The sequence below is a fragment of the Hylemonella gracilis ATCC 19624 genome (genome assembly GCF_000211835.1).
Taxonomy (GTDB): Bacteria; Pseudomonadota; Gammaproteobacteria; order Burkholderiales; family Burkholderiaceae_C; genus Hylemonella; species Hylemonella gracilis.
On sequence record NZ_AEGR01000055.1, the window covers coordinates 1 to 12,660 of the forward strand.

At 64.6% G+C, this 12,660-nt stretch carries 13 protein-coding genes; 2 read left to right on the plus strand and 11 right to left on the minus strand.

Annotation, left to right across the window (positions count from 1 at the left end; translation table 11 throughout):
- Window positions 1-301: 301 nt before the first annotated feature.
- The 8 genes from fusA to HGR_RS08080 form a co-directional block, all read right to left on the minus strand.
- The gene (gene fusA, locus HGR_RS08045; RefSeq protein WP_006297699.1) at window positions 302-2,404 is read right to left on the minus strand and encodes an elongation factor G; all 2,103 of its coding nucleotides are present in this window, start codon (window positions 2,402-2,404) and stop codon (window positions 302-304) included.
- Between the two features lie 68 nt (window positions 2,405-2,472).
- Window positions 2,473-2,943: a 30S ribosomal protein S7 gene (gene rpsG / locus HGR_RS08050; RefSeq protein ID WP_006297700.1), complete on the minus strand. Its 471-nt coding sequence runs from the start codon at window positions 2,941-2,943 to the stop codon at window positions 2,473-2,475.
- 168 nt (window positions 2,944-3,111) lie between these two features.
- On the minus strand, window positions 3,112-3,489 hold the full coding sequence (rpsL, locus tag HGR_RS08055) for a 30S ribosomal protein S12 (RefSeq protein WP_006297701.1): 378 nt from the start codon (window positions 3,487-3,489) through the stop codon (window positions 3,112-3,114).
- A gap of 153 nt (window positions 3,490-3,642) precedes the next feature.
- The gene (locus HGR_RS08060; protein WP_006297702.1) at window positions 3,643-4,779 is read right to left on the minus strand and encodes a D-alanyl-D-alanine carboxypeptidase family protein; all 1,137 of its coding nucleotides are present in this window, start codon (window positions 4,777-4,779) and stop codon (window positions 3,643-3,645) included.
- Between the two features lie 245 nt (window positions 4,780-5,024).
- Window positions 5,025-5,684, minus strand: a complete 660-nt coding sequence (locus tag HGR_RS08065) for an alpha/beta hydrolase (protein ID WP_006297703.1) — start codon at window positions 5,682-5,684, stop codon at window positions 5,025-5,027.
- Between the two features lie 25 nt (window positions 5,685-5,709).
- Window positions 5,710-6,051 (minus strand): (2Fe-2S) ferredoxin domain-containing protein, encoded by a 342-nt coding sequence (locus HGR_RS08070; RefSeq protein ID WP_006297704.1) that lies wholly within the window; start codon window positions 6,049-6,051, stop codon window positions 5,710-5,712.
- A 64-nt stretch (window positions 6,052-6,115) separates the two neighbouring features.
- Window positions 6,116-7,297: a VanZ family protein gene (locus HGR_RS08075; protein ID WP_006297705.1), complete on the minus strand. Its 1,182-nt coding sequence runs from the start codon at window positions 7,295-7,297 to the stop codon at window positions 6,116-6,118.
- A gap of 26 nt (window positions 7,298-7,323) precedes the next feature.
- Window positions 7,324-7,752 carry a CopD family protein gene (locus tag HGR_RS08080; protein ID WP_006297706.1) on the minus strand — a complete coding sequence of 143 codons (429 nt, stop codon included), beginning with the start codon at window positions 7,750-7,752 and terminating at the stop codon, window positions 7,324-7,326.
- A 359-nt stretch (window positions 7,753-8,111) separates the two neighbouring features.
- Here HGR_RS08080 and hemB point away from each other — a divergent pair, with 359 nt between their 5' ends.
- Together hemB and HGR_RS08090 are read left to right on the plus strand one after the other, a co-directional pair.
- Window positions 8,112-9,113, plus strand: a complete 1,002-nt coding sequence (gene hemB / locus HGR_RS08085; protein ID WP_039852952.1) for a porphobilinogen synthase — start codon at window positions 8,112-8,114, stop codon at window positions 9,111-9,113.
- 15 nt (window positions 9,114-9,128) lie between these two features.
- Window positions 9,129-10,244 carry a magnesium transporter CorA family protein gene (locus HGR_RS08090; protein ID WP_006297708.1) on the plus strand — a complete coding sequence of 372 codons (1,116 nt, stop codon included), beginning with the start codon at window positions 9,129-9,131 and terminating at the stop codon, window positions 10,242-10,244.
- A 31-nt stretch (window positions 10,245-10,275) separates the two neighbouring features.
- On the opposite strand, the gene HGR_RS08095 is transcribed toward HGR_RS08090, so the two are convergent.
- Genes HGR_RS08095 through HGR_RS08105 form a run of 3 tightly spaced genes read right to left on the minus strand, consistent with a single transcriptional unit; the run spans window position 10,276 to window position 12,637 of the window.
- Window positions 10,276-10,932 carry an LON peptidase substrate-binding domain-containing protein gene (locus HGR_RS08095; RefSeq protein ID WP_006297709.1) on the minus strand — a complete coding sequence of 219 codons (657 nt, stop codon included), beginning with the start codon at window positions 10,930-10,932 and terminating at the stop codon, window positions 10,276-10,278.
- Between the two features lie 23 nt (window positions 10,933-10,955).
- Window positions 10,956-11,927 carry an amidohydrolase family protein gene (locus HGR_RS08100; protein ID WP_006297710.1) on the minus strand — a complete coding sequence of 324 codons (972 nt, stop codon included), beginning with the start codon at window positions 11,925-11,927 and terminating at the stop codon, window positions 10,956-10,958.
- Window positions 11,928-11,947: 20 nt separating this feature from the next.
- A complete protein-coding gene (locus HGR_RS08105; protein WP_006297711.1) occupies window positions 11,948-12,637 on the minus strand; it encodes a dienelactone hydrolase family protein in 690 nt (229 codons plus the stop codon).
- Between the last annotated feature and the right edge of the window lie 23 nt (window positions 12,638-12,660).

Consider the following 12,660-nt stretch of genomic DNA (forward strand, 5'->3'; position numbering starts at 1 on the left):
GTGACCAATCGTGCCCACGTTCACGTGCGGCTTGGTCCGCTCAAATTTTTCCTTTGCCATTTCAATTCTCCAAAAGAGCAATGCCCGTGTGTTGCTTTAACGTCTGCACGGTGTTGCTGACTCCCTCGCCACGGGCAAACGAGGGGCACACCGTCGCAGACAAAACCACAAAACTCAGCGATCCCGGCCCTGAACCGGGGCAGCCGTGGAACTGGCTTTGCCAGGCCACTGGCTGCGTCCCCCTTGCCACCGAAGGTTGGCGTTCAAGGGGGAAGGCGCGCAGCGCCTCAGGGGGTTCTTCTTACTTCGCGCGCGCTGCGATGATGGCTTCGGCCACGTTCTTCGGAGCTTCGCTGTAGTGCTTGAACTCCATGGTGTACGTGGCACGACCTTGCGACATCGAACGCAGCGTGGTCGAGTAGCCGAACATCTCGGACAGCGGCACTTCGGCCTTGATGGCCTTGCCACCGCCAGGCATGTCATCCATGCCCTGAACCATGCCTCGGCGGGACGACAAGTCGCCCATCACGTTACCGGCATAGTCCTCGGGCGTCTCGACTTCCACGGCCATCATGGGCTCGAGGATGACGGGACTGGCCTTCTTGCAGCCTTCCTTGAAACCGAAGATGGCGGCCATCTTGAACGCGTTTTCGTTCGAGTCCACGTCGTGGTAGGAGCCGAAGGTCAAGGTGACCTTGACGTCCACCACCGGGAAGCCCGCCAACACGCCCGAATTGATCGCTTCCAGCGTACCTTTCTCAACCGCGGGGATGAATTCACGCGGCACCACACCACCCTTGATGGCGTCGACGAATTCAAAGCCCTTGCCGGCTTCGTTCGGCTCCACGGTGAACACGACGTGACCGTACTGGCCCTTACCGCCGGACTGACGCACGAACTTGCCTTCGACGTCGGTGACCTTCTTGCGGATGGTTTCGCGGTAGGCCACTTGCGGCTTGCCCACGTTGGCCTCGACGCCGAACTCGCGCTTCATGCGGTCCACGATGATTTCGAGGTGCAACTCGCCCATGCCCGAGATGATGGTCTGACCGGATTCTTCGTCCGTGCGCACGCGGAAGGACGGATCTTCAGCGGCCAGACGACCCAGGGCGAGGCCCATCTTCTCTTGATCGGCCTTGGTCTTGGGCTCAACGGCCTGCGAGATCACGGGCTCGGGGAACACCATGCGTTCCAGCGTCACGACAGCATCCGGATCGCACAGGGTTTCACCCGTGGTCACTTCCTTCAGGCCCACGCAAGCAGCGATGTCGCCGGCGCGGATTTCTTCGATTTCCTGGCGGTTGTTGGCGTGCATCTGCACGATACGACCAATACGCTCCTTCTTGCCCTTGACGGGGTTGAAGACCGTGTCGCCCTTGGTCAGCACGCCGGAATAGACGCGCACGAAGGTCAGCTGGCCCACGAAGGGGTCGGTCATCAACTTGAACGCCAGCGCGGAGAACTTCTCGCCGTCGTCGGCTTGACGGGTCGTTTCCTTCTCGTCTTCGTCCGTGCCAGCCACCGGGGGAATGTCCACGGGCGAAGGCAGGAAGTCGATCACGGCGTCCAGCATGCGTTGCACGCCCTTGTTCTTGAACGCGGTGCCGCACATCATGGGCTGGATTTCAGTCGAGATGGTGCGCGTGCGCAGACCCAGCTTGATGTCTTCCTCGGAGAGGTCACCCTCTTCCAGGTACTTGTTCATCAGCTCTTCGCTGGCTTCGGCGGCGGCCTCCACCATGCCTTCACGCCACTTCTTGGCATCTTCCACCAGGTTGGCGGGGATGTCCTTGTATTCGAACTTCATGCCCTGGGAGGCTTCATCCCAAATGATGGCCTTCATCTTGATGAGGTCCACCACGCCAGTGAAGTTGTCCTCGGCACCGATCGGGATCACGATCGGCACGGGGTTGGCCTTCAGGCGCACCTTCATCTGGTCCACAACCTTGAAGAAGTTGGCGCCGGTGCGGTCCATCTTATTCACAAAGGCCAGACGCGGCACCTTGTACTTGTTGGCCTGACGCCAAACGGTTTCAGACTGGGGCTGCACGCCGCCCACGGCGCAATACACCATGCAGGCGCCATCCAGCACGCGCATGGAACGCTCCACCTCGATGGTGAAGTCCACGTGGCCAGGGGTGTCAATGATGTTGAAGCGGTGCTCGGGATAGGACATGTCCATGCCCTTCCAGAAACAGGTCGTGGCGGCGGACGTGATCGTGATGCCGCGCTCCTGCTCCTGCTCCATCCAGTCCATGGTGGCGGCGCCGTCGTGCACTTCGCCAATCTTGTGGTTCACACCGGTGTAGAAAAGAATACGCTCGGTCGTCGTGGTCTTGCCGGCGTCGATGTGCGCCGAGATACCGATGTTGCGATAGCGTTCGATGGGCGTTTTGCGTGCCATGATGATCTTTCGTTGAACGAGTCAGGCCCGCTCGTGGCGGGCCCGATCCGTCAGATTGGGAACGATGCTTAGAAACGGAAGTGGCTGAACGCCTTGTTGGCTTCGGCCATGCGGTGCACTTCGTCACGGCGCTTCATGGCGCCGCCACGACCTTCGGTGGCCTCGATCAGCTCATTGGCCAGGCGCAGGGCCATGGACTTCTCGCCGCGCTTGCGTGCGGCTTCCTTGATCCAGCGCATGGACAAAGCCAGGCGACGCACAGGGCGCACTTCCACGGGCACTTGGTAGTTCGCACCACCGACACGGCGGGACTTCACTTCCACCATGGGCTTCACGTTGTTGATGGCGATCGTGAACAGCTCCAGCGGGTCCTTGCCCGTCTTCTGCTCGATGGTGTCGAGGGCACCATAAATGATGCGCTCAGCGACCGCCTTTTTGCCGCCTTCCATGATCACGTTCATGAATTTGGACAGCTCGACATTGCCGAACTTCGGATCCGGCAGGATTTCACGTTTAGGGACTTCGCGACGACGCGGCATATTTCACCTCATGTTTGCTTCAGTTGGCACCCTTTCGGGCACCGCGAGAGCCATCTGACTCCCACTTACTCGACCCACCCGGATTCAGTTCGATCACAAGCTTGGGGTCACTACGCTTGGTTCGCCCGCGTGGAACGACTCAAGCACCGGAAAAAATCAGAAAACCGATCAGGCCTTCTTCGGGCGCTTCGCGCCGTACTTGGAACGGGCCTGCTTGCGATCCTTCACGCCCTGCAGATCCAGGGAACCGCGAACGATGTGGTAGCGCACGCCCGGCAAATCCTTGACACGACCGCCGCGCACGAGCACGACCGAGTGCTCCTGCAGGTTGTGGCCTTCGCCGCCGATGTAGGAAATGACCTCGAAGCCGTTCGTCAGGCGCACCTTGGCGACCTTACGCAGAGCGGAGTTCGGCTTCTTGGGCGTCGTGGTGTACACGCGGGTGCACACGCCGCGACGCTGCGGAGAGTTTTGCATCGCGGGGCTCTTGGACTTGGTCGTTTCGACCTCACGCCCCTGACGCACGAGCTGGTTGATGGTTGGCATTGAAAAAACGTCCCTAAACGTTTGACGCACCCGAAAGTGCGACCTGAAAAACGAAAACGTGAATCCCTTCGGAAATTCCGAAAAGCCCGCGAGTGTAGCAGGGAAGCCGCCGCGCCCGCAAGCCGCGCCCGCGCCAACCCGCCCCTGCGAGGGCTACTGGAGCCAGAGCCGTAAGGCGTCCCAGGCTTGGCCGATCAGGCCAGCCTCGCCCACATCATCCAAAGCAAGCAATGGAATTTCAAAGAGCGTGCGCTCACCTTCACGAATTCGCAGCAAGCCAGCAGCCTGCCCCTGCCGCAAAGGCGCGATCAGCGGATCGGCACGCACGACATCCATGCGCAACTGCGCCCCCCAGCCAGCGGGCACCGTCACCACGATGGCCTGCGGGCGCCCAAGCCGAACCTCGGCCGCGCGCCCTTTCCAAATCGAGGCGGTCAGCACCGCCTGGTTGGCCTCGAACAGTTTGACCGCCTCGAAGGCGGTGTAGCCCCAGTTCAGCAGCCGCTGGGCCTCGGCCGCGCGGGTCTGCTCACTGTCCGCGCCCAGGACCACGGCCAGCAACCTGCGCGGCCCCGGCCCGCCCGCAGCGCCCAGATGTGGGAACTCGCGCTGGGCCGTGGCCACCATCGAATACCCCACGGCCTCGACGTGACCGGTCTTCATGCCATCCACGGAGGGATCGCGAAACAGCAGCAGATTGCGGTTGCTGTCGTTCGCCGGCGGAGTGCCAGCGTAGCGGTACTTGCGGATGCCGTAGTAATGCGCATGCTCGGGAAAATCACTCAGCAGCCGCTGCGCCAACACACCGAGATCACGCGCGGTGCTCTGCTGCCCGTCGACGGGCAGCCCCGTGGGATTGGCGAAATGCGTGGCGCCCAAACCGAGGGCACGCGCCTTCTCGTTCATGGCTTGCACAAAGTTCTCCATGCTGCCAGCCACGCCCTCGGCAAGCGCCACGGCACCGTCATTGCCCGACTGCACCAGCAGGCCCTTGATCAGGTCTTCCACGGGCACGCGCATGCCGGCCTCCAGGAACATCCGGGAACCAGGCTGTCGGCGGGCCCGCTCGCTGATGGTCAGCGGCTTCTCGAGGCTCAGACGGCCATCGCGCAAAGCCTCGAACACCAGATACGCGGTCATGAGCTTGGTGAGGGATGCCGGCGGCAGGGTCTGGTCCGCGTTGCTGGCGGCCAGAGCTTGCCCGCTGCTGAGGTCCAGCAGCAACCAGGCACGCGCCGCCAACTCTGGCGGCTTCGGGGCCAGACTCTGCCAAGCCGGCTGAACGCCCACGGCAGAACTCCCTGCCAAGGCAGCCGTCAACTGGGGCGACAAGGGCTCAACGACGGGAGCTTGGCTTTCCGTCGCATGGACTCGAGGTGCGGAAGCCGGGCTGGCGATGGTGGAGGACTCGACCGCCGCAGTCCGCAAGGTTGCGGTCGGGAGGGTCTGAGCGGCGCCTACCGAGGGCGCGACGGCGCACACCGCCAGCAGCGCGGCCGCAGCACCTGGCACGCCCCCCGGCAAACGCCAACCCCTCATGCCAGACCGCCCGAATGGGTGGCACTCAGGTGCCGTACCACCAGACTCTTGAGGAGCGGCAACTGTCCATGAAAAAAATGACCGCCACCGGGCACCACGGTCACGGGCAGCACTTGGGGACGCGCCCAATCCATCACGGCGGCCAAGGGCACGGTGTCATCGTGCTCACCGTGCAGGACCAGGGCGCGCTCGTGCAACTCAGGGGGCACGGCGGCCACATCAAAGCGGCTGGCCGCCGTGCCGACGAACACCAATTTCTCCAGGGACCGGGTTGGGGCCAGGTTCGTCATGGCATGGCTCATCACGTAAGCCCCGAAAGAAAAACCGGCCAGCGCCAGCGGCCGCTGCTCGGAGGCCGGCGCGAACTGCTCGACGACGGCCAGAAAGTCTTCGGCTTCGCCCCGCCCTTCGTCATGCACGCCTTCGCTGGCACCCACGCCCCGGAAGTTGAAGCGCACCGTCTGCCAGCCGCACTGCAGAAACGCCCGAGCCAGGGTCTGCACCACCTTGTTGTCCATGGTGCCGCCAAACAAGGGGTGGGGATGCGCGATGACGGCCATGCCACGCAGCGCAAGCTCTGGTGCTGGCGCATCGCGCAACACCTCGATGCGGCCCGCGGCGCCCTGCATGTGCAGGCGTTCGGTCTGAGCGTTCATGGCACGATCCTCGCCGTGCGCGCGCTCATCGCCCGACCTCGGGGGAGAGCAGCAGACGCTCGACCACCTTGCCCTGCTTCAGGTGGGACTCGACGATTTCATCGATGTCCTTGAGGTCCACGTAGGTGTACCAAGTCTCCTCGGGATAGACCACCGCCACCGGCCCGCCCGCGCAGCGGTCCAGACAGCCCGCCTTGTTGACGCGCACTTGGCCCTTGCCGGAAAGGCCCGCCTCGTGCACCTGCTTCTTGCAATGCGCGAAGGCGGCCTCGGCTTGGTGATCGCCACAACTGGCCTCGCCATTGGCGCGCTGGTTGAGGCAGAAAAAGATGTGTTGTCGAAAGTAGGACGGTGGCTTGCTGCTCATGGCGGAATTCTAAGAGTGACCTGTAAACCACGACGCTGCGCCTGCGTGAGGCCGTTCTGGCAACTCAGGCCGCGCCTGACTGCGGCTCCTGCCGTTCCCGCCGTTCTCGCCACACTCGGGCGAGCACATAGGCCAGCACGGCGTAGGGCCAAAGCCGCCCCAGCCACAGCGTGACGCCATGAAAACGGATGAAACGCCCTTGCTCCCAAACCTGCAAGTTGTGGGCGTAGTAGGGCCCGGTGGGCGCCTGATTGATCAGGCTGAGAAACACGCCCAAGAGCACCAGCAGCAAAGCGGCAGCCAGGCGCACCGGCACGCGCAACAAGAGCAAGGCAAGGACCAAGGCAACCACAAGGCCCGCCTGCACGGGCGTGTTCAGCCAGGTCCAGGCATGCGCGGGGCTGTAGCTCATGGCGGCGGACAGCAGGTTGGCCCCCACGGCAGCGGACAGCAAGACCAGGACGAACACCGCTCGCCGCGCATAGGCGCGGATCACGCAGTAGCCCAACAGACAGGGAATCAATACCCCCAGCACCACGCAGGCCCAGACCATCAGCGGGGCCAGCGGCGCCACACCCAGGCCCGGGGACAACACGGACGGTCCCACCATGGGCAAGGGCGGCAGCCAGCCCAGCCAGGGGGTGCCCTCCAGCAGGCTGCGCAGTCCGGATTCGGTTTGCTCGTAGACCTGTCCCAGCCCCAGGGGCACGGCGGTGGGCGCCAGCAACGCACAGGGCCACAAGGCCAGCAGCACCAGCGCGCCCCGCGCCTCGGAGACGAACCACCTCGAGCGAAAGCGCCCCCAACGGTCGAGCGCGCCCAGGCGCTCCAGCAGGGCGGCGGCGAGCGCGCCCAGCCAGGCACCGCCCGTGTTCAGGACCCAGTCCACGTTGGACGCCACGCGCAGCGGCAGGTAGGCTTGCATCGCTTCCAAGGTCAGGGACAGGAGACAGCCCGCGAGCGTGGCGCCACCCACCGCCCAACCCGACCAGCCGACCACGCCTTCGCCGGGTCGTGTCCGCAGCGCACCCAGGGCCAGGAGGAAACCCAGAGGGGCATAGCCCAGCACGTTGGCCCACAAGTCAAACGCGGTCCAATACTGAGGCCAGGGCGCAAGCAAGAAGCCCAAGGGCAGCGGCCCCTGATCGCGCCAGCCGTCAAAGGGATACAGGCTGGCGTAAACCACCAGCACGACATACATCCCGCCCAGGGGCCAGGCGGAGGTCTTGTGCGAGGCGCGGGACATGCTGCTCACGAGGATTGCCGAAGACCTTAGAAGGGCTTGACCACCACCAGCACCACGGCCGTCAGCAACAGCAGCACGGGGAGTTCGTTGAACCAGCGGTACCAGACATGGCTGCGCTGGTTTTCACCCCGGTGGAACTTGCGCAGAAGCACGCCGCAGGCGTGGTGATACCCGAGCACCAGCAGCACGACCGTGAGCTTGGCATGCATCCAGGCATTGCCCGGCCCCTTGCCGATGCCGTAGCCCAGCCACAGCCACAGGCCGAAGACCAGGGCCGGCACGGCCAGCATCGTGGTGAAACGCAGCAGCTTGTCCGCCATCATCAGCAGACGATCCCGCTCGGCCTGCGAATTCGCGGGCACTTGCGCGAGATTGACGAAGATGCGGGGCAGGTAGAACAGCCCGGCGAACCAGGCGGCGATGAAGACGATGTGGAGCGCTTTGATCCAGAGCATGATTCCAGTCCATTTGGGGCACCAGCCGCATCGCGGCTCGCAGCACGAGGCTAACTGTGCCATCGGCAACGTGATGCCGGAGCTAAAAAAAAACCCCGGCACAAGCCGGGGTTGCAAGCCTTTTTTGCTGTCACACATCAAGGCCCCGCTCAGGGAGGAAAAGCGGGGAGGACGCAAGGTCCTCGGGCGCTAATCTAGCAAAAACGACTACTCAATGCAACAACTGGCTACAGCTTTGTTGCAATTCCATGGCCCCGCTGGCTGACAAGCCGACAGGCCGCTGATGGGCCTTCTTTGAAAGCACGCATACCCCCCGGTGGGGAATAGGGCACAATTTTTCCCTCTCTCCCGCATGCCCCATGACACCCTACGCACCTTACCCCTCAGGCCGCCCGCGTCGCCTTCGGCGTGACAGCTTTACACGCAACCTGGTGCGCGAGCACGCACTCAGCCCCCACGACTTGATCTACCCGGTGTTCGTGCTCGATGGCCAGAACCGCCGTGAGGCCGTGGGCTCGATGCCCGGCGTGGAACGGTTGAGCCTGGACTTGCTGCTGCCCGTGGCCGAGGACTGCGTGCGGCTGGGCATTCCGGTGATGGCGCTGTTCCCCGTCATCGACACCACGCTCAAGGCGCCCGACGGTCGCGAAGCCTACAACCCAGACGGCTTGGTGCCCCGCGTCGTGCGCGGCCTCAAGCAACGCTTCCCCGAACTCGGCGTGATGACGGATGTCGCGCTCGACCCCTACACCAGCCACGGCCAGGACGGCCTGCTGGATGAGACGGGCTACATCTTGAATGACGAGACCATCGAAGTGCTCGTCAAGCAGGCCCAGACCCAAGCCGCCGCGGGCGTGGACATCGTCGCCCCCAGCGACATGATGGATGGTCGCATCGGCGCCATCCGCACAGCGCTCGAGGCCAGCGGCGCGATCCACACGCGCATCATGGCCTACAGCGCCAAGTACGCCAGCGCCTTCTATGGCCCATTCCGCGACGCCGTCGGTTCGGCGGGCAACCTCGGCAAGGCCGACAAGAAGGTCTACCAGATGGACCCGGGCAACAGCGACGAGGCGCTGCGGGAAGTCGCCATGGACATCGCCGAAGGCGCTGACATGGTGATGGTCAAGCCCGGCATGCCTTACCTGGACGTGGTGCGCCGCGTGAAGGACGAATTCCGCGTGCCAACCTTCGCCTACCAAGTCAGCGGCGAGTACGCCATGCTCAAGGCCGCCGCCCAGAACGGCTGGCTGGCGCACGACGCGGTGATGATGGAAAGTCTGCTGGCCTTCAAGCGCGCGGGCGCGGACGGCGTGCTGACCTACTTCGCGCGGGACGCCGCGCGTCTGTTGCGCGCCTGAACCAGGAACCCCACGATGCGCGTCTTTCACATCGGCCCCGGCGGCGTCACTGAAAACGATCAACTCCCCACGTCGCTGCCGGACGCCACCCAGGGAGGCTTCGTCTGGGTGGCCTGCGCGCGGCGTGAGTTCGAGGTCATGCAGACGCAGGTTCAGGCCATGCTGCAGTCCTTGTGCGGCGCGCAATTGGTGGACCTGCACCTGAGTGACCTGCTGAACAAGCAGCTGCCCTCGCACTACGACTACACCTCGCAATACGACCTGCTGGTGTTCCGCCGCCTGGCCGCCGGCACGCGCGAAACGGACATGGAGCACCCGGGCGAGCCCTTGCACGCGCCGGTGCGGCACAGCGGCCCGCCCGTGCTGCGGCGCATCGATACCAGTCCGGTGGGCTTTGCCGTGTTTGATCGATTGCTGCTGACCGTGCATCCGGCGGATTGCGCCGTGCGTGACAGTTACGCGGCGCGGCTCTACATGGCCGCCTCCGACACACGTGGCGGCAGCGCGCGCCTGCCGACCAGCCCGCCCGACCTGATGCTGCGCATCGTCAACCTGATGGTGGACGGCTACCTGGACCTGCGGCGCGAACTCACGCGCCAGCTCGACCACTGGCAGGCCGAACTGCTCAATCCCCGCACCCGCTTCAACAACTGGAGCGCGCTGCTCGACGCACGGCTATCGCTGCACCACCTGGATGAAATCTGCGAAGACCAGCGCGCGGCCATGCAGGACTGGATCGACGCCATCACCACCTGGGCCATGCCAACGGACGCGCTAGGGCGGCAGGAGCGCGAGCTGCTGCTGGTGCGCAGCCGCGACGTGCTGGAACACATCGAGCGTGTGGTGCATCACGTGCGCCGGCTGGAGCAAAGCGCGGAGACCGCGGTGCAGATGCATTTCAACGTGCAAGGCAACCGCACCAACGACATCATGCGCACCTTGACGGCGCTCACCGCGATCTTCCTGCCGCTGAACCTGATCACCGGCTTCTTCGGCATGAACTTTGATTTCCTGCCGCTGATCCACAACACCCGCGGCATCTGGTGGGCTGCCGCCATCATGGGCGTGGCCGGCGTTGGACTGGCCCTGTTCTTTTGGCGCAATCGCTACCTGGATCGACAGGCACGCTGAGCTGCCCGGTTACTTGGCGACCGCTCAGCCCTCATTGAGGCCCGGCACCCGTCTTGAGCCGTTTGAGCAGGTCGTCCACCAACTCCAGACGCAGCAGCGGGTTCTCCACGGCGAGGAACTTCTGCTTGAGCTGGGGGCTCACCGGCAGCACATCGCACCAGCGGTAGGCCAACCAGCCACTGTCGTCCCACTGCAGCGGCGGCTGGATGGGCAACAAGGCGTCGTCCTGACCGGACACGTCGGCTTGCAAACTGCGGTAGAGGCGCTGCAGGTCATCGCGCAGGGGCAAGAGTTCGTCGGGCACCGGCATCGGCGCCGCTTCGTCGAGCAGCAGACCTTCACCCACCCACAGACCGTGCTTGAGCTGCTCACTGCGCTGCAACTGAAACCGCCGCCCGCCCCGGCAGCGGATCAGCATCAGGCCGGGTTGGGGTCGTTCAAAGACTTCGATGTGGGCCAGGGTGCCGATGTCGTGCAGCACCTCCACGGGAGGCTCCGTCTCGCCGAGCGCGGGCGCGCGCCTCACCTCGCTGCCTTGGCGCAGACAGACCACGCCGAAGGGCACTTTTTCCTTGTGGCAGCGTTGGACCAGATCCAAGTAACGCACCTCGAACACGCGCAGCGACAGCACGCCGCCCGGGTACAGCACGGACTGCAGTGGAAAGAGGGGGATCTGGACGGAAGCCATGGTGGTGGGCCGTGGGAGCGCGTTCAGGGCAAGCCCAGCTGGAACAACGCCGCACCGTTGCCCCAGGCAATGCGGCGCGCGACGTCCGGGGGAAGGTCGGCCAGCCAGCTGCGGTAGTCCCGCATCAGCTCACCATAACTGGCCCAGCGCTCATTGACCCAGGTGTCGGAGCCGATCAAAAAGCGATCCGGAAACTTCAGCATGAGCTCCCGCCATTCGGGGCAAAGCTGACTGGCACCCGAAAGCGCAGGCGCAGACGCCTCCGTGAGCGACCCCGCACCCCCTCCCTGACGCGGGGCCTCGTTGCAAACCAAACCAGGCCGGTAGGACAGCTCGCCCATCAAGCCCGGGTACTTCTCCAGCAAAGCGCGGACCCGTGCTGGCGAGGGTCCGCCGATGCCGGTGTGCGCCCAGATCAGTCGGGCGCGCGGCGCATGGGCCATCAGCAAATCCACCGCCGTGTCGTCCATATGGGCCAACACCGCCAGGCCATGCAGCTGCGCGTACTGCATGAGCTTCTTGGCAACTGGGCCATTGGCGTTGGCGCTGTTGTACAGATGGAACTCACCAATGCCCCGGTAAGGCCCCGCAGCGGTGCCGCGGGCATGCTCCTCCTGCACCATGGCGTAGATGCTTTCATCTTCGTGCCAGGTGCCGTAGTCCATGCGATTGCGATAGAGGCGGATGAAGGGCACGACGGCGACGCGCTCGCGCGCATCCGACTCCGCATGGGCACGCGCCAACATCTGGGTGCCTTCGTTCGGGCGGCTGTTGGCGATGACCGCGCGCACGCCGCTACCGCGCATGCGTGCCAACACGTCATTCAAGGGGTACGGTCCCTCATAGGCTTCGACGTTGTAATGCAGGTGGGCGTCGAACAGGGGCCCGTCATAGCCCGCGGCCGGGGAAGCCCCGGAAGCGCGCGCGGTCGAGGCAAAACCCAGCATGGCGCACAAGGCCAGCGGCGACAGACACTTCATCAGCACGTGCGGCATGGCCTGTCTCCCGATCGGTGTCAGCCGAGGTGCTGACCGAGAAAATCGAGCGTGCGCTCGCGCGCCTGGCGAGCGGCCTCGGCATGGTAAGCCGCGCGGTGATCGCAGTTGAAGCCGTGACGCGCCGGATAGATGTGCACGATCACCTCGGGATTCGCCTTCTGCAAGGCCGCCACGCCCTCCAGGGGCACATGGGCATCGTTGTCGCTCAGGTGCGCCATCACGGGCACCTGGGGTTTGGAAGCCAGTTCCTGCGGCTGAGTCATGCCGCCGCCGTAATACGGCACGGCGGCGCTCAGGCCCTTGAGTTTGCTCGCGGCGCGCCACGCCAGCAGGCCGCCCCAGCAGTAACCAACGATGCCCACCTTGGCGCCGCTGTCGCGGGCGACGTAGTCCACCGCGGCCTGCAAGTCCTGCAACACACCGGGCGCGGGCAAAGCTTCCACCGCGGCTTTGAGGCCCATGCCCTGCTTCATGTCCGCCTCCGTGTAACCCAGTTCAACGCCGGGCTGCACGCGGTGGAAGGTCGCGGGCGCGATGGCGAGGTAGCCCGCTGCCGCATAGCCATCGGTCACCTCGCGGATGTGGCGGTTGACGCCAAAGATTTCCTGCACGACCACGACCGCGCCACGGACCTTGGCCGACGGACGGGCCAGGTAGGCGGGAATGGATTGGCCATCGGCGGCCTGAAGATCGATGATCTGTCCCACGGGACGACTCCTTGTATTTCCGG

What these genes read in the sequence shown, in the direction of transcription:
- fusA (WP_006297699.1), bottom strand. Translation starts at nt 2,404, where the DNA reads ATGGCACGCAAAACGCCCATCGAACGCTATCGCAACATCGGTATCTCG.
- HGR_RS08080 (WP_006297706.1), bottom strand. Translation starts at nt 7,752, where the DNA reads ATGCTCTGGATCAAAGCGCTCCACATCGTCTTCATCGCCGCCTGGTTC.
- HGR_RS08100 (WP_006297710.1), bottom strand. Translation starts at nt 11,927, where the DNA reads ATGCCGCACGTGCTGATGAAGTGTCTGTCGCCGCTGGCCTTGTGCGCC.
- HGR_RS08065 (WP_006297703.1), bottom strand. Translation starts at nt 5,684, where the DNA reads ATGAACGCTCAGACCGAACGCCTGCACATGCAGGGCGCCGCGGGCCGC.
- HGR_RS08070 (WP_006297704.1), bottom strand. Translation starts at nt 6,051, where the DNA reads ATGAGCAGCAAGCCACCGTCCTACTTTCGACAACACATCTTTTTCTGC.
- hemB (WP_039852952.1), top strand. Translation starts at nt 8,112, where the DNA reads ATGACACCCTACGCACCTTACCCCTCAGGCCGCCCGCGTCGCCTTCGG.
- rpsG (WP_006297700.1), bottom strand. Translation starts at nt 2,943, where the DNA reads ATGCCGCGTCGTCGCGAAGTCCCTAAACGTGAAATCCTGCCGGATCCG.
- HGR_RS08095 (WP_006297709.1), bottom strand. Translation starts at nt 10,932, where the DNA reads ATGGCTTCCGTCCAGATCCCCCTCTTTCCACTGCAGTCCGTGCTGTAC.
- HGR_RS08090 (WP_006297708.1), top strand. Translation starts at nt 9,129, where the DNA reads ATGCGCGTCTTTCACATCGGCCCCGGCGGCGTCACTGAAAACGATCAA.
- rpsL (WP_006297701.1), bottom strand. Translation starts at nt 3,489, where the DNA reads ATGCCAACCATCAACCAGCTCGTGCGTCAGGGGCGTGAGGTCGAAACG.
- HGR_RS08075 (WP_006297705.1), bottom strand. Translation starts at nt 7,297, where the DNA reads ATGTCCCGCGCCTCGCACAAGACCTCCGCCTGGCCCCTGGGCGGGATG.